The sequence below is a fragment of the Brumicola blandensis genome (genome assembly GCF_031846165.1).
In the GTDB taxonomy this organism is placed as follows: domain Bacteria; phylum Pseudomonadota; class Gammaproteobacteria; order Enterobacterales; family Alteromonadaceae; genus Glaciecola; species Glaciecola blandensis.
In genome coordinates this window covers 900788-926532 of sequence record NZ_JAVRIE010000001.1, presented here as the reverse complement: position 1 = coordinate 926532, position 25745 = coordinate 900788, and the positions used below count along the sequence as shown (strand labels likewise).

Annotated in this window: 18 protein-coding genes; 12 read left to right on the top strand and 6 right to left on the bottom strand. The window is 42.7% G+C overall.

Annotated features, from left to right (window positions below):
- Positions 1-62 precede the first annotated feature (62 nt).
- The 5 genes from RM544_RS04000 to RM544_RS03980 all read left to right on the top strand — a co-directional run bounded on the left by RM544_RS04000 (position 63) and on the right by RM544_RS03980 (position 7243).
- The gene (locus tag RM544_RS04000) at positions 63-1979 is read left to right on the top strand and encodes a carbamoyltransferase family protein (RefSeq protein WP_311360469.1); all 1917 of its coding nucleotides are present in this window, start codon (positions 63-65) and stop codon (positions 1977-1979) included.
- A gap of 93 nt (positions 1980-2072) precedes the next feature.
- Positions 2073-2519 carry an SxtJ family membrane protein gene (locus RM544_RS03995; RefSeq protein WP_311360468.1) on the top strand — a complete coding sequence of 149 codons (447 nt, stop codon included), beginning with the start codon at positions 2073-2075 and terminating at the stop codon, positions 2517-2519.
- 1 nt (position 2520) lies between these two features.
- Complete coding sequence (locus RM544_RS03990; RefSeq protein WP_311360467.1) at positions 2521-2673, top strand: DUF5989 family protein; 153 nt, start codon at positions 2521-2523, stop codon at positions 2671-2673.
- 119 nt (positions 2674-2792) lie between these two features.
- Positions 2793-4772 carry an alpha-amylase family glycosyl hydrolase gene (locus RM544_RS03985; protein WP_311360466.1) on the top strand — a complete coding sequence of 660 codons (1980 nt, stop codon included), beginning with the start codon at positions 2793-2795 and terminating at the stop codon, positions 4770-4772.
- Positions 4772-7243, top strand: coding sequence for a glycoside hydrolase family 31 protein (locus RM544_RS03980; protein ID WP_311360465.1), 2472 nt, complete (start codon positions 4772-4774; stop codon positions 7241-7243). Before RM544_RS03985 ends, RM544_RS03980 begins: the two co-directional genes overlap by 1 nt.
- Before the next feature lie 29 nt (positions 7244-7272).
- On the opposite strand, the gene RM544_RS03975 is transcribed toward RM544_RS03980, so the two are convergent.
- Positions 7273-8826: a tryptophan halogenase family protein gene (locus RM544_RS03975; RefSeq protein WP_311360464.1), complete on the bottom strand. Its 1554-nt coding sequence runs from the start codon at positions 8824-8826 to the stop codon at positions 7273-7275.
- A 276-nt stretch (positions 8827-9102) separates the two neighbouring features.
- Between RM544_RS03975 and RM544_RS03970 the strand changes: the two genes are divergently transcribed.
- The gene (locus RM544_RS03970; protein ID WP_311360463.1) at positions 9103-10572 is read left to right on the top strand and encodes an MFS transporter; all 1470 of its coding nucleotides are present in this window, start codon (positions 9103-9105) and stop codon (positions 10570-10572) included.
- A gap of 68 nt (positions 10573-10640) precedes the next feature.
- On the opposite strand, the gene RM544_RS03965 is transcribed toward RM544_RS03970, so the two are convergent.
- Positions 10641-11666, bottom strand: coding sequence for a LacI family DNA-binding transcriptional regulator (locus tag RM544_RS03965; protein WP_311360462.1), 1026 nt, complete (start codon positions 11664-11666; stop codon positions 10641-10643).
- Positions 11667-11876: 210 nt separating this feature from the next.
- Here RM544_RS03965 and glnS point away from each other — a divergent pair, with 210 nt between their 5' ends.
- Positions 11877-13544: a glutamine--tRNA ligase gene (gene glnS, locus RM544_RS03960; protein ID WP_311360461.1), complete on the top strand. Its 1668-nt coding sequence runs from the start codon at positions 11877-11879 to the stop codon at positions 13542-13544.
- 64 nt (positions 13545-13608) lie between these two features.
- On the opposite strand, the gene RM544_RS03955 is transcribed toward glnS, so the two are convergent.
- The gene (locus tag RM544_RS03955; RefSeq protein WP_311360460.1) at positions 13609-14361 is read right to left on the bottom strand and encodes a YciK family oxidoreductase; all 753 of its coding nucleotides are present in this window, start codon (positions 14359-14361) and stop codon (positions 13609-13611) included.
- Between the two features lie 268 nt (positions 14362-14629).
- On the opposite strand from RM544_RS03955, the gene RM544_RS03950 reads away from it, so the two are divergent.
- From RM544_RS03950 to sohB, 3 genes are all read left to right on the top strand, one after another.
- Positions 14630-17227 (top strand): VolA/Pla-1 family phospholipase, encoded by a 2598-nt coding sequence (locus tag RM544_RS03950; protein WP_311360459.1) that lies wholly within the window; start codon positions 14630-14632, stop codon positions 17225-17227.
- Positions 17228-17409: 182 nt separating this feature from the next.
- The gene (locus RM544_RS03945; protein WP_311360458.1) at positions 17410-19965 is read left to right on the top strand and encodes an acylase; all 2556 of its coding nucleotides are present in this window, start codon (positions 17410-17412) and stop codon (positions 19963-19965) included.
- Between the two features lie 156 nt (positions 19966-20121).
- Positions 20122-21150: a protease SohB gene (sohB, locus tag RM544_RS03940; protein WP_311360457.1), complete on the top strand. Its 1029-nt coding sequence runs from the start codon at positions 20122-20124 to the stop codon at positions 21148-21150.
- An 83-nt stretch (positions 21151-21233) separates the two neighbouring features.
- Here the strand turns inward: sohB and RM544_RS03935 are convergent, their stop codons facing one another.
- Positions 21234-21614 carry a hypothetical protein gene (locus RM544_RS03935; RefSeq protein ID WP_311360456.1) on the bottom strand — a complete coding sequence of 127 codons (381 nt, stop codon included), beginning with the start codon at positions 21612-21614 and terminating at the stop codon, positions 21234-21236.
- Positions 21615-21714: 100 nt separating this feature from the next.
- On the opposite strand from RM544_RS03935, the gene RM544_RS03930 reads away from it, so the two are divergent.
- Both RM544_RS03930 and RM544_RS03925 read left to right on the top strand, forming a co-directional pair.
- Positions 21715-22476, top strand: a complete 762-nt coding sequence (locus tag RM544_RS03930) for a Nif3-like dinuclear metal center hexameric protein (RefSeq protein WP_311360721.1) — start codon at positions 21715-21717, stop codon at positions 22474-22476.
- Between the two features lie 19 nt (positions 22477-22495).
- On the top strand, positions 22496-23296 hold the full coding sequence (locus RM544_RS03925) for a methyltransferase domain-containing protein (RefSeq protein ID WP_311360455.1): 801 nt from the start codon (positions 22496-22498) through the stop codon (positions 23294-23296).
- Positions 23297-23299: 3 nt separating this feature from the next.
- Here RM544_RS03925 and RM544_RS03920 read toward each other — a convergent pair whose 3' ends face one another.
- Entirely contained in the window at positions 23300-23785 is a 486-nt protein-coding gene (locus tag RM544_RS03920) for a glutathione peroxidase (RefSeq protein ID WP_311360454.1), read from the bottom strand.
- A 100-nt stretch (positions 23786-23885) separates the two neighbouring features.
- Positions 23886-25544, bottom strand: coding sequence for a response regulator (locus RM544_RS03915; protein WP_311360453.1), 1659 nt, complete (start codon positions 25542-25544; stop codon positions 23886-23888).
- Positions 25545-25745: the final 201 nt, after the last annotated feature.

The following is a 25745-nucleotide window of genomic DNA, read 5'->3' as shown; positions in this document are numbered from 1 at the left end:
ACTAGTGCCTAGGTCAAATATAAGTAAACTAAGTGTTGATTGAGTGTTTTACAAAGGTAAGTATGAATCACATCTTGGGGATTTCCGCGTTTTATCACGATAGTGCAGCTGCGCTGATAAGTGATGGTGAAATAGCTTTCGCTGCTCAAGAGGAACGGTTTACGCGCGTAAAACATGACCCTTCATTTCCAAGTCAGGCGATTCAGTTTTGTTTGAAGGAGCAAGGTGTTTCAGTTGAATCGCTTGATGCAGTGGTATTTTATGATAAACCCTTGCTAAAGTTTGAGCGACTATTGGAAACCTATCTAGCAACGGCTCCGAAAGGTTTTTTGTCCTTTGCTAAAGCAATGCCGATTTGGCTGAAAGAAAAACTATATTTGAAATCGGTCCTGCGCACAGAGTTACGCAAACTTATCCATCAAGAGCGGGCGCTTGCCAATGGTACTTCTTACTATATAGAGCGCCAAAAGCAAAAAAAGCCGAAAGTACCTAAATTGTTGTTTTGCGAACATCATGAGTCTCATGCAGCCGCCGCCTATTTCCCAAGCCCCTATGATGATGCCGCAGTGCTATGTCTGGACGGTGTAGGAGAGTGGGCAACCTCATCCGCTTGGCAAGGTAGTGGAGCAGAGTTAAGTCCGTTATTTGAAATTCATTTTCCGCACTCATTAGGATTGTTGTACTCGGCATTTACCCAGTATTGTGGTTTTAAAGTGAATAGTGGTGAGTATAAGTTAATGGGCTTGGCACCCTATGGCGAAGGCAAGTATGTTGACCTCATAAAACAGCACCTTGTGCAGGTAAATCAAGACGGCAGTTTCTCTTTAGATATGTCGTATTTTGACTATGCTGCTGGCAACACCATGACCAACAGACGTTTTCACGATTTGTTTGGTGGTCCGCCGCATCCTAGCGAAGCGCCGACTGAGCAAAAACAAATGGATCTAGCGCGCTCAATTCAGATTGTTACTGAAGATATTGTCTTAACCATTGCTAGGTATTTACGTCAGCACACACAAAGTGACGCACTTTGCTTAGCGGGTGGCGTGGCCTTGAACTGTGTTGCCAACGGTCGACTACTGCGAGAAGGCCCATTCAAACATTTATGGATACAGCCTGCTGCAGGTGATGCGGGCAGTGCGATTGGAGCCGCTTTACAAGCTTGGCACAAGTTTTTTGAACAGGGTCGCGTTAGTCAAATTGGGAATGAAGAGGCCGAAAATTCAGCGTTGAAAGACCACATGAAGGGGGCATACCTCGGACCAAAATATACAAATGAGGCTGTGGTAGAAACGTGTCAACAACGCCAATTGCCCTATACGGTGCTAAATGACGATGAGCTTCTTGCTGTTAGCGCCAAGCATATTGAAGAAGGTAAGGTAGTTGGTTGGTTTCAAGGTGCTATGGAATTTGGGCCAAGAGCATTGGGTAATCGTTCGATAATAGGTGACCCGCGCAACACTCAGATGCAATCTCAAATGAATCTTAAAATTAAGCAGAGAGAATCTTTTAGGCCGTTTGCGCCAGCAGTCTTAGCAGAAGAAAGCGCTAAGTGGTTCGATCTAGACACCATCAGTCCTTATATGTTGTTGGTAGCAGATGTAAAAAAAACGCATCATCAAACTGTTGAGATGACAGATGCAAAGGGTTTGGAAAAACTAAATCAAATACGAAGTTCGGTACCCGCTATTACTCACGTTGATTATTCAGCAAGAGTACAAACAGTGCACAAAGAAACTAATCCACGTTTTCATGAGCTTATTAGTACTTTCAAGAAAGTGTCTGGGATAGGCATGGTGATAAATACCTCTTTTAATGTAAGAGGAGAGCCACCTGTGTGCTCACCTGAAGACGCAATTCGATGCTTTTTAGCTACCGATATGGACGTATTGGTCATGGAAAATACGATGCTATTAAAGGAACAGCAAGCTGACGAAGCCATTGAACAAGCTAAACAAGTGACTTTTGAACTTGATTGATAGCGATTACACGACCGCTCAAGTGATTTTACATACAGTGCCAACAATAAATTGAACGAGTCTATAGACCATTAAGAAGGAAGCAGAGTAGCGATGTTTACAGCAATGAAGCAGTTACAAAAAGTGATGTTGCCACTAGCCAGTAAAGATGACCTTTCAGCGTTGAAGTCGTTCGCGATAACGATGGCTATTGCTTTTCCTGTTGTGTTTAGTTTGCTTCTGCCTTGGCTTTTCTCTGCGGACATGCCAATTTGGCCTTTTGCAGTGAGCATCGTATTAGGCATTCTTTACCTTGTTGTGCCACATTTGCTTTATTACCCCTATGTTGGATGGATGGTCATCGCATCGATATTGGGGTGGTTAAATACAAAGCTACTCTTAGGTATTATTTTCTATTTACTGATAACGCCCATCGGCGTGATGATGAAGGCCTTGGGGAAGTTACAATATAAACACCGCGTTCATGAACCTTCTAATTGGGTGACACGTGACGATAAACAATCTCAGAAACAAAAAGCTCGGCTAGAGGAACCTTTTTAATATGATGGAATTTTTACAAGACTTATGGGCTTTCTTGCGCGTTAGGAAAAAGCTGTGGTTACTGCCCATAATCGTTGTCATGGCCTTACTTGGTTTTGTGGTTGTCGCAACACAGCAATCATCGCTAGCCACCTTTATTTACACTTTGTTTTAAAGTAAAAACCGAAGCGGGCAATGATTGCCCGTGTTTTCGTGCCTATGAATACGTATGTAACTTTTTTAACAAGTTGTTAACGGTTATTCTGTGCGTAATATGCAATAAGGAAAACAATAATGCACAACGCTTCTACTTCGTTTACCGTCAAACCACGCTTTTCAGCCAAACGCGCTCCGATCGCAGCACTCTGTTGCTCGGTTCTGTTCTTGTTATCCTGTTCTCCCGCCGAGAAGTCATCCCAACAAACCGAAAAAGAAAATATGATGCAAGCATCAACTAAAAGTCACCCTCATGCAGCCCAAGGTCAAGGTAAGCCAGTGGTGTATCAGGTTTTTACACGATTATTTGGAAACACGAACACAACAAACAAGCCTTGGGGCACCTTGGAAGAAAACGGTGTAGGTAAGTTTAGTGATTTTGATGATGCTGCTTTAAAAAGCATTAAAGAACTAGGCGCGTCATATATTTGGTATACGGGCGTACCTCATCACGCTGTCATTAATGATTATACTGCGTATGGCATAGACCTTGACGATCCAGATGTTGTAAAAGGTAGAGCTGGTTCTCCTTATGCTGTTAAGGATTATTACGATGTGAATCCTGATTTAGCCGATGATCCGGCAATGCGATTAGAAGAGTTTGAAGCATTGATTGAACGCAGTCATGCTAATGATCTAAAAGTCATTATTGATATTGTGCCTAATCATGTAGCACGAGCATATAAGTCTTTAAATAAACCAGAGGGTGTCAGCGATTTTGGTGAAAAAGATGACACTACTGTTGAATATGCCAGAGACAACAATTTCTATTATGTTGTTGGTGAGTCCTTCGAAGTACCAATAGGTGAGAACGGTTATCAAGCCTTAGGAGGAGAACCACATCCTCTGGCAGATGGTAAGTTTGCTGAGACACCAGCAAAATGGACGGGCAATGGCGCTCGTGCGCCACAACCAAGTTTTCATGATTGGTACGAAACTGTCAAAGTGAATTATGGGGTTAGACCCGATGGCACCTATGATTTTGAACGTCTGCCAGAAGAATATGCAAACAAGAGCGTAGTCGAGCATGCGGCATTTTGGAAAGGGAAGTCTGTGCCTGATTCATGGATCAAGTTCGAACAGATAGTTCACTACTGGTTGGACAAAGGTGTAGATGGATTTCGCTATGACATGGCCGAGATGGTGCCAGTCGAGTTTTGGTCATATTTGAATTCCTCAATTAAAGCTAAAAACCCGAATGCGTTCCTGCTCGCCGAAGTCTATAACCCGACACTGTATAGAGAATATTTACAACTTGGAAAAATGGATTACCTGTACGACAAAGTAGAGTTCTACGATTCATTGAAGCTTTTGATGCAAGGTAAAGGAGATGCCCAAGCACTGGAAGACATCCAGCTGAGCCTTGCCGATATAGAGATGCATATGTTGCATTTCCTTGAAAACCATGACGAACAAAGGATTGCGAGTCCTGATTTTGCCGGTAGTGCTGAAAAAGGTCTGCCGGCTATGGTTGTTTCTGCCCTAATCAGTCGCTCGCCGACCATGCTTTATTTTGGTCAGGACGTGGGTGAAGATGGGTCGGAAGAAACCGGCTTCGGTGATCCAACAAGAACCACTATTTTTGATTATGCCGGTGTGCCTGCGCACCAGCGCTGGATGAATGATGGAAAGTTCGATGGTGGGCAATCAAGCTCAGAAGAAAAAGCATTGAGAGCGTATTATGAACGCCTAATGCAAATTTCAGCAGAACACCCAACTATGTTGGGAAAATACGAAAGCTTGCATTCATTTAACGTGAAAAGTAGCGAAAATTACAGCGAGCGTCAGTTTTCATTTGTTCGCTATACCGATACAACAGCACTTGTTATCGTGAGTAATTTTACTGAGCAAAAAGTGCAAGATTTAAGTATTAAACTCCCTCTTAAGCTGATTACCGAATGGGAACTTAACGAAGGTGAATTAAGTGCAGTAGACCTAGTGAATGGCTATGAGTATAAAGTTGCGGTAGGTAAAAAACGGTCATCTGCGGAAATTAATATCGAGTTGGATGCGCTTAGTTCAGTGGTCTTAGAGATTAACTTAAAGGCGAGTAAATAATGAGAGCAACTATCATTAATCCATTCTATACATCTGTGAAATCTGTCTGCTTCACGTTTTGTTTGTTGGTGTTGCTGGCTCCGCTGAATGCCGCTGAGTTGCTCTCTACTGAGAAGCGGGCGCAAGCCTTACATATCAGTAGCGAAAAAATTGAGTTAACTATTACCGCCCTCAATGATAGTACTTTTGAGGTAAGCTACGAAGCGGATGGTGTTAAACAATTACCGTCATTTGCGCTTAGTGAAGAAGTAAAGCAACGCGACCTTATCGTGACAGAGTTAAGCCAAAACGAAAAGGCTTTCACTTTTTCGGCGAAAAATATTAGCGCAGTTATAAATAAAGATTCGTTAGGTGTGTCGTTCTATCGCGATGGTAAATTGCTCGTGAGCGAAGAAGCCGGATTTTTTGCGCATGATACTTTGCGTGGCTTCCGATTCGCTCTGCAAGACGATGAAAAGTTGATGGGTGGCGGGCAGCGTGTGTTAGGCATGGATCGTCGTGGTCATCGCATGCCTTTGTACAACCGAGCGCATTATGGTTATACCACTGAATCCTCACAAATGTACTACAGTTTGCCAGCGGTAATGTCTACGAATATGTACGCAATTGGCTTTGACAATAGTGCTTCCGGCTTTTTAGATATTGGCCACACTGAATCGGACGTTTTGCAGTTCGAAGCGGTTGGTGGGCGTACATCCTATATTATTTCAAGCGGTGAAACCTACGCTGAAATTGTAAAAAACTTCGTGGACGTGACAGGTAAGCAACCATTGCCTCCGCGTTGGGCATTAGGAAATTATGCTTCTCGTTTCGGATACAAAAGCCAAAAGCAAACCCTAGAAACAGTGGAACAGTTTCGCAAAGATGACATTCCTTTAGATGCGGTCGTATTAGATCTCTATTGGTTCGGCCCTGATATTAAAGGCCACATGGGCAATCTACAATGGGATAAAAACACCTTTCCACAGCCAGAGAAAATGATCAAAACACTGAAGAAAAACGGTGTTAAAACTATATTGATTACCGAACCATTCATACTAAGCACCTCGACACAGTGGGATTCAGCTGTCGAGAATGACGCATTAGCAAGAAGCTTGGGGGGTGGACCTCGTCGTTTCGACTTTTATTTTGGTAATACAGGCTTAGTCGATGTCTTTGATGAAGCCGCACAAGACTGGTTCTGGGACTTTTATGCCGCGCTTGATCAGCAAGGCGTCGCAGGGTGGTGGGGCGATTTGGGTGAACCAGAAGTACACCCAGGCGATAGTATCCATCATTTCAATGGTGACAAGGTTACAGGCGATGAAATTCACAACGTATACGGGCACCAATGGGCAAAAATGGTATACGAACGCCAAACAAAACTGACGCCCAATGAGCGCCCGTTTATTATGATGCGTTCCGGCTTTCTGGGTACACAGCGTTACGGTATTATTCCGTGGACAGGAGACGTATCCAGAGAGTGGGGCGGCTTAAAACCACAGGTTGAACTTAGCTTACAAATGAGTATGTTCGGTCTAGCGTATACGCACTCTGATTTAGGTGGCTTTGCCGGTGGTGAGGTATTTGATCCTGAATTGTATATAAGATGGATGCAATACGGTGTGTTCCAGCCGGTTTACCGGCCGCATGCTCAGGATAATATTGCACCTGAACCGGTCTTTCATGATCAAGCGACCAAAGACATTGTGAGAGAGTTCGTGAAACTGCGCTATCGCCTGTTACCTTATAATTACTCTCTGAGTTTTGAAAATTCTCTATCAGGTTTACCGATGATGCGACCTACATTTTTGCATAGCGCATCGAGTGATATAGAAAATTCGACAAGTTACTTTTGGGGAGATGCATTCCTTGTTCAGCCTATTACCGACCCTGGCGTCACCAATGTGAAAATGAAACTGCCGCCTGGTGTATGGTTCAACTTTTGGAATGACTCAAGATATAAAAACCTGTCTGATGACCAAGAAACGCCATTAGAAATTGAGGTCAGTGTAAGCTTGAAAGAGTTACCTGTGCTAGTTAAAGCTGGCTCTTTCATCCCAATGGCAAAAGATATTCAATCAACCGAAGCTTATGATCCAAGTGACTTAACGGTCCACTATTATCACGATCCATCGGTAACGCAAACGACTTACACGATGTACGATGACGACGGCCAGAGTGCCGATTCGATTAAGCAGGCAAATTATCAAACAATCGATTTTCAGGCAATGAGTTCTGATGCAGGGCTACAGCTTGATACTCAAGTGAAAGGGAGTTTTGCAGATGCGCCTAAATCGCGAGATATTACTTTTGTGGTACATGGCGTGAATGAGATTGTTAGCGAGGTTTTGGTGAATGGAAGTGCAGTGAAAGTGCTTGATGCAAAAGCATTCGTAAAAAGCCACCAAGCCGCCTACTGGAATGAAAAAACACAACAGTTAAGAGTTAAAGCGCGTTTGGAATCACGCCTTGAACTGCTTATCAAGTAGGCTAAGTACCAATAGTCTTGGCTTTTACCTTATAGATGTAAAACACTGTCATGCGGCGCAAATTGTTGCGCCGCGTTTTCAATAAAACGACGCATTTGATTCAATTGATGAGCGGGTAAACGGTTTTCGCTGGTCGCAGGCTTGAAAGCGCCGTATCCAGCCAATAAGCAATACCACGAAATAATAGGATAATAGCTGGTCATCTGTTGCCTTTCTAATATTTCTCCAATATCTTTTTCACTCTGCCAGGCTTGTAAAACAGCGCCTAATTTATCCGAAATATCTGCGTTATTTCGATTATCAATCCAATACTGAGAATCCGTTCGAGTATTCATTTTGTAGTGACAAACAATATAGTCTCTGACGCCTTCAAAACGGCTTCTGATATCGTCGTTAAATTCAGATTTAAGGGGTTCAATATCTGCCACTGCTTGATTATATTCATCGCTGACCAACACGTTTTTCAGTTTGAGGATGGTTTCATGCACTAAGTGTAATGCCGTTGCCTCTAATGGTTCTATAAACCCTTGAGATAAGCCAAGAGCCACCACGTTCTTATGCCAGTGTTTTTCTACTTGCCCAACATTCATATCTAAATGCTTAGCCTGCTCTCTCAATTCATCTAATTTATTTGGCGTAAGTGTTTCTGGTTCAAACACATGACTGAATAGCTCAGCTTCAGCGGCTTCGGCACTTAAATATTTGCTGCTATAGACGTAACCATTTCCTGTTCTATTTTGTAATGGTATTTGCCAGGCCCAACCCGCACTCAACGCTGTGGCACGGGTTTCTGATGGCAAAGGACTTAATCGTTCACTGGGAATAGCAATCGCACTGTCGTTAAACAAGTTATTCGCGAAAGACTCAAACTTTACCCCAAGTGCTTTTTGCAATAATAAAGATTGAAAGCCAGTACAGTCTAAAAATAAATCGGCCTGAAGCATTTCGCCTGTGTCGAGCGCAAGTGATTTGATATGCCCATTTTCGTGGAGTGCTATGGCATTTTTTTCACTGCTTATTTTGCCTTGAATATGTTTAACGCCAGCGGCTGTTGCTTTTTCTGCTAAAAAATTACCAAGCTTTGCCGAATCGAAATGATAGGCATAATTTAATGGGATTTGGGGTTTGCCAACTTGGGTTTTAGGGCTAAGCGCATGTTCTGCAAGGTAGGCAGACAGGAAAAAGGTATCTGGTTCAACAGGGACGTCCATACCTTGCATGCGCAATTTATTATGGTACAAAAATGCGGCTGCAGTTTGACGATCAAATGGCGAAGGGAAGGGATGAAAATAGCGATTACTTGAGGTGTGTTCTGTCCAATTAATAAAACTGATGCCATTCTTATAGCTTGCTGAGCAAGCGTTCATCCATTCAGCTTCACTAATATCAAGTTCATCAAACATGCGTTTTAATTGTGGTGTCGATCCTTCGCCCACGCCAATGATGCCAATTTGAGGTGATTCGACTAAGGTAACTTGCCACTGATGAGCAGAGCTGCCTTGTCGTTTTAAGTAATGATTGAGTAAACTGGCTGCCATCCAACCAGCCGTACCGCCACCGACAATGAGTAAGTTTTTTTGCATGCGCTGATTTCCTATTTAGCGATCGAACATTGCGTTGACTGTTGTTTCTCGTTTACCTAATTCTAACAAGTTTGTTCAGCTAAAGCTTGAGCGAATCGTGTCAAAATCCCCCAAATAGCAGTGTGGCATGAAGTGAATACGTATGCACTTGCGTAGTTATTTGTTGCGCTAAGAGGTAAACTTGCTCGCGTAATTAACATCCGGTTTACATACGTCTGAATGAGATCTAATGATTTTATGTGTGTAAACGCTCCGGACACATAAAAAGAGAAAAATATGCAAAAACAACAGCCACAACTCAGTTTTTGGCAACTATGGACGGTCAGTTTTGGCTTTCTTGGTGTTCAATTTGGTTTCGCGCTGCAGAATGCAAATGCTAGCCGAATTCTTTCCGATTTAGGTGCAGACCTACATTCTTTGTCTTTCTTCTGGCTAGTTGCGCCAATCATGGGCTTGTTGGTTCAACCTATTGTTGGTGCCGCTTCTGACCGCACTTGGAATAGAATGGGCCGACGCCGTCCGTTCATACTGGCAGGGGCTATCGCCGCTGCTATTGGCATGTTCCTTATGCCAAACGCTTCGCTATTTGTTGCCTTCATGGCGCCAATGATTTTTGGTGTCTTAATGTTGGCGTTAATGGACGCTTCTTTTAACGTATGTTTCCAACCTTTTCGTGCTTTAGTGTCTGACATGGTCCCCCCAGAGCAGCGTAATTCTGGATATTCTATTCAATCATTGTTGATTAATGTGGGTGCTGTTATCGGTTCAATCCTGCCTTTTGTTCTGACAAATGTAATAGGCCTAGAAAACACAGCAGAGGCTGGCAAAGTCGCGCCATCGGTAATTTGGGCGTTTTATATCGGAGCGACTGTACTGTTGGGTAGCGTGCTATGGACCGTATTTAGAACCAAAGAGTATGCGCCAAAAGACTACTACAATTATAAAGGTCTCGACGCTGCACAAATGGAGAGAGAGCTCGCTGAGAAGAAACCACTCGGTCAGAAGCTGAGCGAGTTCATTGGTTTAGTAAAAACAATGCCTGACACTATGCGACAGTTAGCCGTTGTTCAATTTTTCTCATGGTTTGCCTTGTTTATTATGTGGGTGTATACCACGCCTGCAATCACTCAGCACATTTGGGGCGTTGAAGTGAAGTGGTTCGATTCTAGTTATCTAAGCTCAGTGGACGTGCCTGCATCAATCGTCGCAGCGAAAGGTGCTGCTGGCGATTGGGTAGGGATACTATTTGCTGCCTACTCTTTGTTTGCTGCCGTCTTTTCGGTATTCCTTGCAAAGCTAGCTAACAAAGTTGGTCGTAAAGTCGTGTATGCGGGTTCACTGTTCTTAGGTGGCATTAGCTATATCAGTTTCTTGTTCTTTGAAGACCTCACGCCAACTACGGTGAACTTATTGATTACTGAAGTGACAGTCCCTTATGGTGCAGTTTTGCTAGTGTTGCCGATGGTCGGTATTGGTATTGCTTGGGCTGCTATTTTAGCCATGCCATATGCAATGTTAGCCGGGTCATTGCCTGCTAATAAAACGGGTGTTTACATGGGGATCTTCAATTTCACTATTGCTATGCCGCAAATCATTTGTGGCCTAACTGCAGGTTATATTTTGAAGTTTGCGTTCGACAATGAAGCAGTGAACATTATTGTAGTGTCAGGTGTATCTATGTTGTTGGCGGGCTTCGCAGTGTTTAGAGTGAAAGAACACGTACAAGTTACTGAAGTAAAAGGATAATTAACGCTTTTCATTTGGGTGTCATCCCTACTTAGCCTCAACTTAGCTTTGCTCTGTTGAGGCTTTTTTTATGTGGTACGCCCGCAAGATTGCCTAATTATCAACTCTGGTGGCATTAGGTAGTCTGTCACAATCTCGTTGTTAATCAGTTTCAATAAATTAGCGACAAGCAGCTCACCTGCCAACTGTGTATTTTGATGGACCGTAGTGAGAGGGGTTGATGCAAACTCACTGATTTGGATATTGTCATATCCTACTACAGCTACATCACGAGGCACTTTAAAGCCAAGGCTTCTAATGGCTCTGATTGCTCCCATGGCGATAAGGTCTGACGCACAGACGATAGCGTCTGGTTTGCCAGTATTAAGGATCTCTATCGCGGCATTATAGCCGTCTGACTCTGTAGAAATCGCATCTTTTTGAACAACACTATCGGCGTTGAGTTTACTTTCGGCAATGACACTCATGAAACCATCAAAACGGGCTTTGAATTCGGGGGCACTTTCATCAGCATCGCCAATAAAGGCGAAAGATTTATGACCAATATCAACCAAATGCTGAGTGACCAACACACCACCAAGAAAATTATCGCAACCGATAGATATACCTGGATGTTTCTCGTCCGGCGCGCCCCAACGTAAAAAACGAGTCCCTTGTTCTTCTAACTGAGATAATTTGTATTCGTAGTCCGTGTAACTACCGTAACCCAGTAAAATCAGTCCATCGGCTTTGTTGCTATCTTCATAAACCGCATGCCAATCATCTTTCAGGTTTTGAAAAGAAACAAGCAAATCGTAGCCGGCTGCGGCCGTGGCTTTAGTAATACTGCCCAACATCGATATAAAGAAAGGATTAATAAGAGAGTCATCAGAAGTAGGGTCTTCAAACAGCAGCAGTGCTAAGGTTTGGCTGTGTTGTTTACGCAGGTTACTCGCATTTTTGTCGACCTTGTAATTAAGGTCTTTAGCAATCTGTTTGATTCGATCTCGCGTTTCCTGATTGACCAAGGGGCTATTACTCAGTGCCCTTGATACGGTCGACTGAGAAACTCCTGCCATGTGGGCAATATCGAATGAGGTTGCTTTGCTCTTCATTGGTGACGGATTCTTATTGTTTGGTTACTAGTTTATACACTACTGAGGCCAGCAAGTTCAAATTGTTTCCATTAGTTGGTGAAGTAAAATACAAGGTAAGCAGTTATTTCGTAAATGTGCGTGGAAATATCAAATTGTGACTATGGTATTACGAGCAAGGTGATATACTTAAAGCGATCAATAACTTTATACCGCAAGGAACTCGAAAACATGGCCGAGATTGAGAATCGACCGTCAAATTTTATCAGACAAATCATTGATAAAGACCTACAAAGTGGTCTGCACTCGTCAGTATCAACACGCTTTCCACCAGAACCGAATGGCTACCTTCATATTGGCCATGCTAAGTCTATTTGTTTGAATTTTGGTATAGCTCAAGACTATCAAGGTACATGTAACTTACGCTTCGATGATACTAATCCAGAAAAAGAAGATATGGATTTTGTTAACTCGATTAAAGAAGACGTTTCTTGGCTAGGTTTTACCTGGCAAGGTGAGGCTAGATACTCATCAAACTACTTCGATCAACTTTATATGTTTGCACGGGAACTGATTGAAAAAGGCTTAGCCTACGTTGATTTTAGTTCACAAGAAACCGTTAGAGCGCTGCGAGGCACGCTGAAAGAGCCGGGTCAAAACAGTCCTTATCGAGATACATCCATTGAAGAAAACTTAGCGCATTTTGAAAAAATGAGAGCGGGTGACTATAAAGAAGGTGAATGTAGTTTGCGCGCGAAAATAGACATGAGTTCTTCTTTCATGTGCATGCGTGACCCAGTTATTTATCGTGTGAAATTTGCTCATCATCATCAAACCGGTGATAAATGGTGCATTTATCCTATGTACGATTTTACGCATTGTATTTCGGACGCTATCGAAGGTATCACGCACTCGTTATGTACTTTGGAGTTTCAGGACAATCGACGCTTGTACGATTGGGTAATTGAAAATATTTCTATTGATTGCACACCTCGCCAATATGAATTCTCTCGCTTAAACCTTGAGTACACTGTACTGAGTAAGCGTAAATTGATTCAGTTGGTAGACGATAAACATGTAGACGGTTGGGATGATCCAAGAATGCCAACGATTGCCGGTATCAGAAGACGTGGTTACACGCCATCTTCCGTGCGTGAATTCTGCCTGCGTATTGGTGTCACGAAAATGGATAACTTGGTTGAAATGAGCATGCTTGAAGCATGTATTCGTGAAGAAATGAATGTGTCGGCGCCAAGACGAATGGCAGTTTTAGAACCTTTAAGAGTGGTTATTGAAAACTATCCAGAAGATCAAGTCGAATGGCTAGATGCTATCAACCATCCAATGGATGATTCTATGGGCACACGCAAAGTACCTTTTACCAAAGAATTGTTTATTGAAAGGGAAGACTTCAAAGAGTCGGCGAACAAAAAGTTCAAACGTTTGGTACTGGAAAAAGAAGTACGTTTAAGAAACGCGTACTTCTTAAAAGCTAATAGTTGTGACAAAGATGATAAGGGCGAAATCACCACTGTTTACTGTACCTATGATGCCGATACTTTAGGAAAAGACCCTGAAGATGGCAGAAAGGCAAAGGGCGTTATTCATTGGGTAAGTGCGAGTGAAGGGAAACCGGCAGAGATCCGCCTCTACGACCGCTTATTTACGGTGCCTAATCCTGCTGGAGAAGATGAATTTACAGCGACTATTAATCCTGAATCATTGATAATTAAGCAGGGGATAGTTGAACCTTCGTTGGCAGATGCACCCGTTGCGAGTGCTTTCCAGTTTGAGCGCACTGGTTACTTCTGTGTAGATAAAGACAGTACGTCAGAAAACTTGGTATTCAATCGCACGGTTGGTCTAAGAGATACTTGGGCTAAACAAAATCAAAGCTAGTTGCTAACAAACCAAGCTCTGCTTTTTATGTATAAAGGCAGAGCTTTTTTATTTGGCTACGTTATTATTTTGGTTGGCAACTCAGAGTCTCATTGTTGATACCCGCACTGTCGTTCGCGGCAAGGTAGTGATACGTTGGCATAATGTCCGCCGGCGTCAACAAGCTACTCGCTTTTTCACCTGGAAACGCTTTTGCGCGCATGTTCGTTCTTGTGCCGCCCGGGTTGATGCAATTAAAGCGTACATGCGTATTCTTATGTTCGTCAGCAAGAACCTGCATCATTCCTTCCGTAGCAAACTTTGAAATACTATAAGTTCCCCAATAAGCGCGACCTTGGCTACCCACTGATGATGTCGTGAAAATAACCGATGCCTGTTCAGTTTTCCTTAATAGTGGCAGTAACGCTTGGACCATAAAGAACTGACTATTCAAATTTACCTGCATCACCTCGGTAAATTCCTTTTCTGTTATTTCTGAAAAAGGACTTAAATTACCTAATACACTGGCATTAAAAAGTACCACATCAAGCTTTTTGAACTGTCCCTCTATACTGGCAGCCATATCGGTATAATTTTTGGGTGTTGCACCTGCAAAGTCTATGGGGACGATAGTGGGTTGCACACCACCGTCAGCGATGATTTGATCATAAGTTGCTTCCAACTTCTCAACGGTTTTGCCCAACAGAATAACTTCAGCGCCCAGTTTTGCATAAGAAATAGCCGCTTCTTTTCCTATCCCATCACCTGCACCGGTAACAAGAATAACTTTGTTGCGTAAAGCGTTTTTAGGCGCTACATATTGTAAGTGAGAATGCATTGTTTCTTGAGCCTTGTAGTGTCGCTAATCAAAAAGCGCAATGTTAGCGTAATAGTCTCTGATGCTAAAGATTTTGGTGAGAAATTATTAGATATTTGTTTTTTTCATTACAAATGGTTAACAAACCTTTGCAAAGTTAATGTAAAGCCAATACTATTAAGATTATTATAACTGGTCATACTTGTTAGACTATCCGCAATACCATCACGTTAATAAAAAGTAAAAATGTGGTGGATAAATATTATCTGCAAGCGAGTGGGGAGAAAGAATGAATAAATTGTTAATTAGCGCTAGTGTTTTAGCTGCATTAGGCCTAAGTGGTTGTGGCGGCGGCGATAGCCTAAGCGACATCAAGGAAGACGCACCGGCACAAACACCGTTTTCTCGAGTTGTGTTTGATCCGGCAGCAGGGAATTTAAATATTCCCAATGACTTACTAATGCTACCAGGGGATGATGGTTTCTTCGATTATACCTTAAACATCCCAGTAGCTGACCCAAGTGATTTTTCTGATCCGCAAAATGCATTAAACGTCCTTGATGGATGGTCAACGACTCAACCGTTTGTTATCGATGTTGTTACACCACCAAACACTAGTTTGGATGAATCCACCTTAAGCCAAGGCATACACTTATATGAAGCGACATTGGGTTTGAACCAAAACGATCCTGATTGTGCGGCTATTCCTATTCCAAGTGCCGGCTGTAAAGTGGGTGATAAACTCGTATTCGGTCAAGACTATATTGTTCGTCCGGTTGATAACAATACTGTAACCGTCATTCCACTTCGTCCATTGAAGCCTGCTCAAGGTTATCTATTGGTGATGACTGATGATTTGAAAGATTCATCAGGTAAAGGAGTACAGGGCTCGACAACATGGGACTTAGTAAAGCAAGATATTAACACTAGACCATTAGCAACAGAGTCACAGTTATCTTTACAGACGCTTATCAACCTGCACTTAGATTCTTTACGTGCTGCTAGCGTAAACACTGACAATGTTACTTATGTATCGGCATTTACGACACAGTCAGTGTCTAACGTGCTTGATACTGTCAAACAATTAATGGTGTCTGAGTTTGCTCAAAGAGCAGCCGCCGGCGACCCAACTGCTGGTCAAGCACTTCCTGCTATAGTAGCAAGAGACGTGGCTACACAACCAAACACTATGGAGTTTTTAGGTTTGGTGTCTCAGGCTTTAGTCGATGGTGCAGTGCAAGTGGGTATTTCACAGTTACCACCTGAAGCAGCACCGATTATTCCAGCAATCAATGCATCTGACTTTTCTTCATTCACGACATGTTCGGGTTTGTTGAATGGTGCTGGCGGTGGTTTCGGTAGTCCAGTTCCGCAAGTTAACGACTTTGCAGCACAAGTAGCAACCGGCGTGTTAACTCAAGTGGGTCCATTCTGCGCAGCAGACCGCTTTGAAGGTAATATTTCATTGCCTTATTACTCTGGTGTGCCTTCAGCGACTAACCCACTGGCTCCTGTTAATACATTCTGGACAGCGGCTTGTGATAGCGGGATCGTACTAGCTAACGCTGCATCTGTGTTACCTACAGCAGAACCCGGTCCTAACGCTGCATTATGTGCTGCTGTCGGTCTTGCTGATGTGAGAGTTAACGGTGAATTACTTGACCGAGATCGCAACTTAACTAAGTTCTCTCCAGTACCTCAAGCTACTGGTGGAAATGAAGGCAATGAAACACTCGATGTACAAATCACTGTTCCAAACCCGATGGTTGCTGGTGCACTTGGTATTACCTTAGAGAAACCTGAAGCAGGTTGGCCTGTAGTGATGCTTGCTCACGGCATTACTTCGCAGAAGGAAGATATGCTCGCAATTACGGGTGCATTATCTTTAGCTGGTTTTGCTACATTTGCAATTGACCAACCTATTCACGGTAGCCGTGGTTTTGATTTGAACGGTGACGGCGTTGATGATTTAAACGCAACAACGGTTAGCGCGACTCACTATCTGAACCTAGGTAGCTTACCAACTGGACGTGATAACTTACGTCAAAGCGTCTCGGATTTACTCGGTTTACGTTTAGGTCTAAACGCGGTAGTCGACGCGACAGCGACACAGTCTGTTGATATCGATACGTCTAACGTATCTGTGTTCGGTGTGTCGTTAGGTGCGATTACTGGTGGTAACTTTGCATCAGTTGCGAACACTGGCTTTGAAGGTCCTTTAGCGGCCTTTGACGGTTTATTTGCAGTCCAAGCGGCATCTTTGGAATCACCAGGTGGTGGTACAGCTAACTTCCTCCTTGAATCTGCGGCCTTTGGACCATTGGTAAAAGGTTTGTTGTTGTCTCAAGGTTCACCTGAGTTCCAAGCGTTCTTAATTGACCGTTACGGTAGCGTGGCAGTATCTGAAGCTGACTTAACAGAAGGCGTTGGTATCTTCCTTGGTGCTATTAGCCCAGAGCAGTTAGCAACGGCAAATGCTTTGTTTGCTCAATTCGCTTTTGCAGCTCAAACAGTGATTGATTCATCTGACCCAATTAACTACTTTGAGACACTGGCTGCTAATACACCAGTGCACATGATGACAGTGATTGGCGATGGTGGTGAAACAAACCTACCTGATCAAGTTATTCCTGTGACTACTGCTTTACCTTTAGCAGGTCAACAAGCGTTAGTTGATATTATGGGACTACCACAAGTATCAACGACAACTGCAGGAACGTCGCCACAAAGCGGTGTTGTGTTCTTCAATCAAGGTGCACATGCAAGCAGTTTAAGCCCTGCAAGCAGCCCAGCTGTTACCACAGAGATGCAGCGACAAGTCGCGAGTTACGTAGCGTCTGGTGCAACGGCGATTGTTGTAACCAACGAAGACGTTGTAGCTAACTAAACTAGTCAAAAAGCAACAATGAAAAGCCAGCTTAATGCTGGCTTTTTTGTGCCTGCAATATAGAGAAGTGCTGTTCACATGTATGAACACTGATTAACAATAATTCACTTAAATTATTGTTAACAAAAAGTTAATTTTAGTACTATGATTAAGGACAAATAAGAATAACAAGGATAAAAATTATGTTTTGTAGACTCAGAACTTTAAAAAGTTCGGCCCTGCTAGTTTCGATCATCGCTGGGCTATCAGCATGTGGTGATAAAGATAATCAATTCACCGATGTTCAGCCACCATTACCTCCAGCACCGCCTGAAGCACCTGTCACACCGCCAGCATTACCCTCATTTGATACTGATGGTGTTCTCGAAGCAAATATCAGGTGGACGGACTATGGTGTTCCTCACGTGACTGCAGATAACCTAGAAAGTATGTCATTCGGTGTTGGATATGCATTTGCACAAGACAATCTATGTATATTAGCTGATCAAATCATCAAATATAATTCAGAGCGAGCAAAATATTTAGGACCCGACAGAGTGCCAGGTTCGGGCGATTCAGAACATCTGATAAATGATTTTGGTTTCTTAACCGTTGGCATTAGAGAGCAGGCTGAACAAAATTTTGCTAGCTTGAGCAAAAACAGTCGCGCGATGCTGAGTGGATATACTCAAGGCTATAACCAATACCTTCGAGATACGGGCGTAGCGAACATTGATCCGAGTTGTGCAAACCAACCTTGGGTAGAAGAGATTGATGGTGTGGATCTATTAACCTATTCACTAGGGGTTGCACTGTTACCTGGCGCAGCGAACTTCTTGGGTCCCATGTTTATTGCCGCACCTCCAGGAGAAAATCCGCTTCCTCGCCCTGTAACGGCAAGCGTTACTGGTGAGAACCAAAGTTCAGCTAACAGTAAATTGCCATTTAAAATATCGCCAGAAGTTACATTACCTGAACGAAACCCTCAAGAAATGGGCTCAAACGGTTGGGGACTTGGCTCTGATATGACAGAAAATGGAATGGGTATGGTATTGGGGAATCCGCATTTTCCGCATACCGGCAATCTTCGTTTCTGGCAGTTCCATACAACAATTCCTGGGCATTTGAATGTGATGGGAGGCTCTTTAATGGGCTTGCCTGGTGCAGTGAACATTGGCTTTAATGAAAATATGGCATGGACACATACTTTTTCGACTGCTGAGCATTTTGTTGTATACCAATTGGCGCTGGATGAAAATGATCCGAGTAACCTAACGCATAAAGTCGACGGAAATAGACGGACAATCTTCGAGCGTGATATGCAAATTGAAGTTGCTATTGGTCCTGGTGTAACCATTGAGCTAGAAAAAACAAGTTACTACACAAACTATGGCCCTATGATTGTCGTGCCCGGCAACTTTGACTGGGGCAGTGGTAATGCGTTTGCTATAAAAGATGCTAACTTACCTAATTACGATGTTATCGATCATTGGTTAGCGATGAACTTGTCTAGCAATATGGAAGAGTTCAAACAGGCTTTTAAAGATTATGATGGTGTAATTTTTAATAACACAATGGCTGCTTCTAAATCGGGTGAAGTTTTCTATATTGATGATTCAACCGTGCCAGGATTAGGGGCAACAGCGTTGAATGAGTTAGCAACAAATCCAGTCTTAATCGGAACCAAAGCCTTGGCTGGTTTCACTGTTTTGCCAGGCTTTATTAGTGCATTTGATTTTGACGGTCCTGTTCCTTATGAAAATGCACCGAAGTATGAAGGTACTGATTATGTGCAAAACTCGAACGATAGCTTCTGGCTAACGAATTTTGATAATCCGATCACAGGCGTTTCTCCTTTATACGGACAGGTTGGCAACCAACAGTCACTGCGTTCAAGAATGGCGCACAAGCTGTTAGCCGACGCAGCGGGTTCTGATGCTAAGTTCAATATGATGGAAGTTGAAGAAGCCCTGATGGGGAATCGCAATTATCTCGGTGAAGCGATTGCCAATGAATTGATCAGTATTTGCCAAGCAAATCGTGAGTCAAGTATCGACGTTAACGGGACGATGGTTTCTCTTGGTGATGCTTGCGATGCACTCTCAGCTTGGGATGGCACTATGAATAAAGCGAGCGTGGGTGCTCATTTATTCCGTGAATTTGCGTTTCAATTTAGACGTGATCCACAGTGGGCTGTCGAATATGACGTGAATGATGTGTTAAACACACCGAATGGTCTTTTAGATAATGATACAACCTTGACTCAATTAGCTACGGCGGTGGATAAAATTAATCGCGCAGGCATTGCATTAGACGCTAGCTTAGGTGAAGTGCAATTTGTTGAGAAAAGCACAGCTAGTGGCGAAGCAAGTGGTGAACGCTTGCCGTGGGGTGGTGCACATAATGTAGAGGGTGGTTTCAATGTATTTGATGCTCGTACATCAAATAACGGGACTGAATTGCCTCGTCATACCTATCCGTTAATGGATTCAACTTCGATACTGAGCGCAGAAGGTCAGGGTTATCATATTACTTATGGAAGCTCTTGGATGTTTATCGCTAACTTCACTGAAGATGGGCCTGTGGCGCGAGGCTTGTTGAGTTATTCGCAATCTCATAATCCGGAATCTGAGCAGTCAGACGATCAAACCAAACTGTATTCCGAACAACCTCAACTACGTCCACTTCGCTTCACTGAAGCTGATATTGCAGCTAATTTGGTGAAGGAAATGACGGTATCAAACGCAGCAATGGAATAAAGTTACCGCGATATATCTCGTAATGTGATATAAACGGCATGGCATTTTAAAAGGACCTATAAGGTCCTTTTATTTTTTTTATTTGCCCCGATATCTACTGCTGAAAATACGGGATGATATCAATATCATTTGGATAGTTGTTCATAGGAGCGAAGTTTGGAATTTTTATTTGAATATGGTTTGTTTTTGGCTAAAGCGGTCACCCTAGTGGTGTCTATTGCAATCGTTATTGGCTTGATTGCGGGATTGGCAACAAAACAAAAACAAAGCAACGGTAATCTTGAGTTTGAATCTTTGTCGGAGCATTACGACGATATCAAAAGAGATGCACAACAAGTATTGCTAGATAAAGACGCGCTAAAAAAGCGTGAAAAAGAAGAAAAACAAGCACAAAAGAAAAAGAGTAAAAATAAAAAAGAAGATGAGCCTGAAAAGAATAATTTGTTTGTTCTTAATTTCTCAGGCTCTATGAACGCACAAGAAGTCGATACGCTGAGAGAAGAAATTACAGCAATTTTGTGTGTCGCCACAGAAAAAGATGAAGTGCTAGTCAACGTTGAAAGTGGTGGTGGGGTTGTGCATGGCTACGGCCTCGCAGCCTCACAGTTGCAACGAATTAAAGATAAGAACATCAAACTGACGGTGAGCGTAGATAAGGTTGCGGCAAGTGGTGGCTACATGATGGCATGTGTCGCTGATACTATTTTGTCTGCGCCATTTGCAATTATCGGTTCAATAGGCGTTATTGCGCAACTGCCGAACTTTAATAAAGTATTAAAGAAAAACGATATTGAATTTGAACAACACACAGCAGGTGATTTTAAACGCACCTTGACAATGTTTGGTGAAAACACTGATGCTGGCAGAGAAAAGTTTCAGGCGGAAATTGAAGATGTGCACCTAATGTTCAAGGATTTTGTTCAGCAGCATCGCCCTGAACTGGATATTGATAAAGTAGCAACGGGTGAATACTGGTATGGACAACGTGCTAAAGATCTTGGCCTTGTCGATGTACTGCAAACTTCAGATGACTTTTTAATGACTGCGAATGAAAGCAAGCGTCTGTATAAAATATCCTATGCAACCAAAAAGTCGCTCGCCCAAAAGCTTGGTTTTGGCGCCTATCAGGCAATAGAGCAGACCTTCATGCGTTTAGTCGATGCAGGGAATAAGTTGTATAAATAATCTAGGTTTGTGTAAAGGCTAGTCGATATAAAAAAAGCGGCTCTCTTTAATTAGAGGCCGCTTTTTTCTACACAACTTTTTAATTAACGCGGTGCTTTCGCCCCAGGGTTAACTTCTTTAATCTGTTGCGTGTAAAAGTCTTTTACAGAAAAAGATGATGCAGGCTTTTTAGCTTTAGGCTTAGCTTTCGCTTTAGGCTTAGCGGTAGGCTTCTCTTCTTTTGCTGCTTTAGCAGGTTTTTCCGCTTTCGCTGGTTTCTCTGCTTTGGCCGCTTTAGCAGGCTTCTTCGCAGGGGCACTGCCCATACTATCAGCCATTTCGTCTAGCTGTGCTAAACGAACGTTTTTGCCGCCATCGACACTATACCAACCACCTTTTGCTTCAATCGTTGGTGCCTTTCCATTTGCCGCTTCATATGCAGCTGTAAATTTAGCTAAGACGCTGTCTTTGTCTAATTTGCTCATACGTTCTTATGAACCCTTTTTGTTATGTTGATGTTAAACTAGTGACAGTGTAAACCTTTTTTATTTCAAATGTCTAATTTGAGTGATTTGGAGCCTTTTTATAGTGAAAAAACAAGATTTTTTAGCGTTTTTAGAAGAAATACTGCAAAGTCGAACGATAAATGACTATTGCCCGAACGGTTTGCAAGTTGAAGCAAGCGACGAAATTACCAAGATCGTAACAGGTGTAACAGCATCACAAGCCCTGATTGATGAGGCTATTAAACGCCAAGCTGATTGTTTACTGGTGCATCATGGCTATTTCTGGAAGGGAGAAGATCAGCGTATCACAGGTATCAAGATGCGCCGCATTAAAGCACTATTGGATAATGGTATTAATTTAGTTGCCTATCATCTTCCCATCGATGTTCATCCCCAGTTAGGGAACAATGCCCAACTTGGTCAACAGCTAGGTTTAGTGAATATTGAAGCGCATCCAGAAGTTAAACCGTATGGAATTATTATGCAGGGAGAATTAGCTAATCCTATTACTCTCTTGAACTTCAGTGAGTTAATAAATAAAAGTTTGAAACGCGAACCAATGCATATTGAGGCACAGGGGCGAGATCTAATCAGCACCGTTGCGTGGTGCACCGGCGGCGGCCAAAACTACATTGAACAAGCTGCTGAACTAAATGTTGACGCATTTATTTCCGGTGAAATATCAGAACAAACTACTCATTTGGCGAGGGAATTAGGCGTACATTACTTTGCGGCGGGCCACCATGCCACCGAACGTTATGGCGTGAAAGCGCTTGGCGAGTATATCGAGGCGAATACTGAAATCAGTGTCGAATTTGTTGACGTAGAGAATCCAGCATAATGATAATAAAGAGCGTGAAGTGACTAAGAAGAAAAAACAAGCTGTAGCGGCAACTACAGTAAAACAAGATACTTTCTTCGATGGCATAGCGAATAAGTTTGATAAGAACATTTACGGCACCAGTAAAGGCAAAATTAGACACCAGTTACTACTGCATTTTCTGAGCGATTTTATCCATTCAGAAAAGGAACTCAGTGTACTCGATGCTGGCGGGGGCACAGGCATGATGACCTTGCCGTTCTGTCAACAAGGACATCGCGTGACGCTGTGTGATGGATCGGAAGAGGTGCTCGACATTGCGAAACAACGTTTAGCTGAGTACAACAAGTGCACCATCATCCATAGTGAGATAGAAGCATTAGAACCGGCAAGCTATGATTTAGTGTTGTGTCATGCGGTACTCGAGTGGGTGAATGAACCGAAAAGGCTGCTTCACCACTTGTGTTCTTTGTTAAAGCCCGGAGGTACCTTATCCTTAAGCTTCTTCAATCGTGACGCAGCTTTGTTCAATAATGCGATATGGGGGAATTTTGATTATATTAATAAAGGGTTGAATATCCGTAATCAGGTCCGTTTGAACCCTCATAATGCTCAGAGGCCACAAGAGATTATCAATTTTTTGCAAGAGCACTACCGCGACTACATTATTCGACACAAGGCTGGCATACGGTGCTTTCATGATTATCTGCATGACCGCAATAAGCAAATTGATGAGTATGATGTTTTGTTTGAATTAGAGCTCAAACATTCAAGTGAGGAACCATTCTTGTGGTTGGGTAAGTACTTTCACTTGATGCTTGAGCGCCCCGAGTCAATCTGATGCTTAGGCTGCTAGAAGATTTAGGATATCTTTTTCGATTTGTTCCGGTTTTGTGGTGGGGCTGTAACGCTTGACTACCTTACCTTCCTTGTTAATCAAAAATTTTGTGAAGTTCCATTTGATTCGCTTCGTACCAAGCACACCAGGCGCTTCATCTTTTAGCATTTTGTAAACTGGCGCTGCATCCTCACCATTAACGTCAATTTTTTTTGATAGGGGGAAGGAGAGATTAAAACGCATTTCGCAGAATTGTGCGATTTCGTCATCACTGCCTGGTTCTTGATGACCAAACTGGTCGCATGGGAAACCAATCACTTCAAGACCATTCTCTTTGTGTGATTTGTAAAGCGCTTCTAAGCCATCATATTGAGGAGTAAACCCGCACTTGCTGGCTGTGTTAACGATGAGTAGCACTTTCCCTTCGTATTGCTTGAATGCTATCGTTTCGCCACTGTTGGATGTGTAATCAAAATCATAAATGGTAGACATAGTACTTCCTTTTTTGTTTTTTGTTATTGTAGCAATAAACAAAATAAGGTCGCTATATTTGTGACTATAGTGAACTATAAATATAATTTACCTCAATGTACTAAGCGACATTGATGGAAATATCATCCTCTACATCATGGATCTTATAGATTTCAGGGTTAGCTTTTAATTTCTGTTGAATGATTTTGAAACGCTTCTCGTTAGAACTTGATAAGGGTTTGTCGCGAAGCTCTTCAACTAGCATGAGTGCTTGCTGGTCTTTGTACTCTGCTTTTTTGATATCGCTTAAACATTGCAACAAGTTCAAAGTAAAAGCAGGTACTTCGGGGCAAAGCAATCGGGCTTTATAGAATAAATCGATAGCTTCTTGGAGTTGATTGGCAAGGTAATATACCATGCCCTGGTCGTTGATTTTCTTGGCTTTTTCTTCTGCAAAACCAAGTGACTTTTCGGTTTCAAAAATGAGATTGTCTGCCAAGATCTGGTCTATTTGGTCGTCTTTCGCAGAGAGTTTGCGATCACATTCGTTCCAAATTTCTTTGGCTTTCTCTGTATTCCCTAGATTAAACCAGACTTTGATTGCATCAACCATCGACGCGATTTTTGCATTCTTCGCATCATTCACAGTCTTATCTTGCACTATGCGCTCAGCGCGTTGCTTATCACCTTCTAAAATACTAGCGAAAGCCAGCATGTAGTCGCGCTGATGCTGGGTTTGTTGATCAAGAATCGTTCTATTCGCGTTACCAATTAAACATTTGGCGGCATGGAGCTTAGGTGCTCTATCATTCACAGCTGAGTTTTCTGCTAATTGCAAATGATAACGTGCCAGTTCTATTGTGTATTCATCGAAACGCTCTTTTACAGTAAAATTACTCTGGCGTTTCTTTTCAAGCAGACGAATCGCTTCTTCGCTTCGTCCTTGCATTTTATAAGCGAGTACTTTTAATTTTGTCGCAGGAATAGTGAGGTCATTTTCTTTGATGTTATCTAACAAGCGTTCGGCTGTTGTGAAGTTTTCTTTTCCAATTTCGACGCAAGCCATCCATTCATATGCTTTGTCTTTAGTTAGCTGTTCCGTGATCAAGCTGTCTAACATTGACTGGCAGTGGCGCCATTGACCCGCCATGAATTCACTTTTTATAAGACCCCAATGTGCCCACAATACATTCGAACTCTTTTCAAGGATGTCACTGTATAGGGCGGCCGATTCAGTGTAGCGCTGTTCGCTGATTAGCAAACGGCCTTTCAATTTAATTAGGTCTGCTCGTGTGCGCTTGCTCAGGTCATCTGTGAGCATATTGTCGATGAACTTGAGTGCTTTGTTCGGTTGTTCATTATCCAGAAATTCTAATGCGGGTTTAATTTTTCTGCGTACAGCCAAGTAATGCAACATTGATGAATGCAATGTTTTTAGAGTGTAGGGCTTAATGATTAAAATGTCGGGATGAATATCTAAAATTTGACTGATGGTTCGTGGGAGTCTATCTGAGGTCAGGAAAACAAGGCCAGTGGAAGGTTTGATTAACTTACCTTCTGTCAGATACTGAATCCACTCGACACCGTTTTTACTCTGCCCTAAGTGAAAGTCAGTCACAACGATATCGAATTCAATTGTTCTAAGACCATTTCTCAGCTCTTTGCCGTTGCTGTAGCTTGCAATATCGAAGTCGCCAAGCGACATTAAGTTACTGCGCAAATTCATTCTTGCGGTAGCGTTGTCTTCTACAATTGCGATCTTAGTTTTGTTAGTAGCCATGTATTTCGATTCCAAATTCCGAGATTGGAGCATATCAAGCCACGTGTTGTTTTGCATTCTCATTGCGTAAAAATCCATCAAATTTGGGTATTCACTGCAATACATAGGTAAACCTTGCAGGGGATTGCCTTGCTAATCTTTACTAACCCGTAACAATTACTTTACAAGCGGTGCGTCGCTCAACTACACTTTACGTTTACG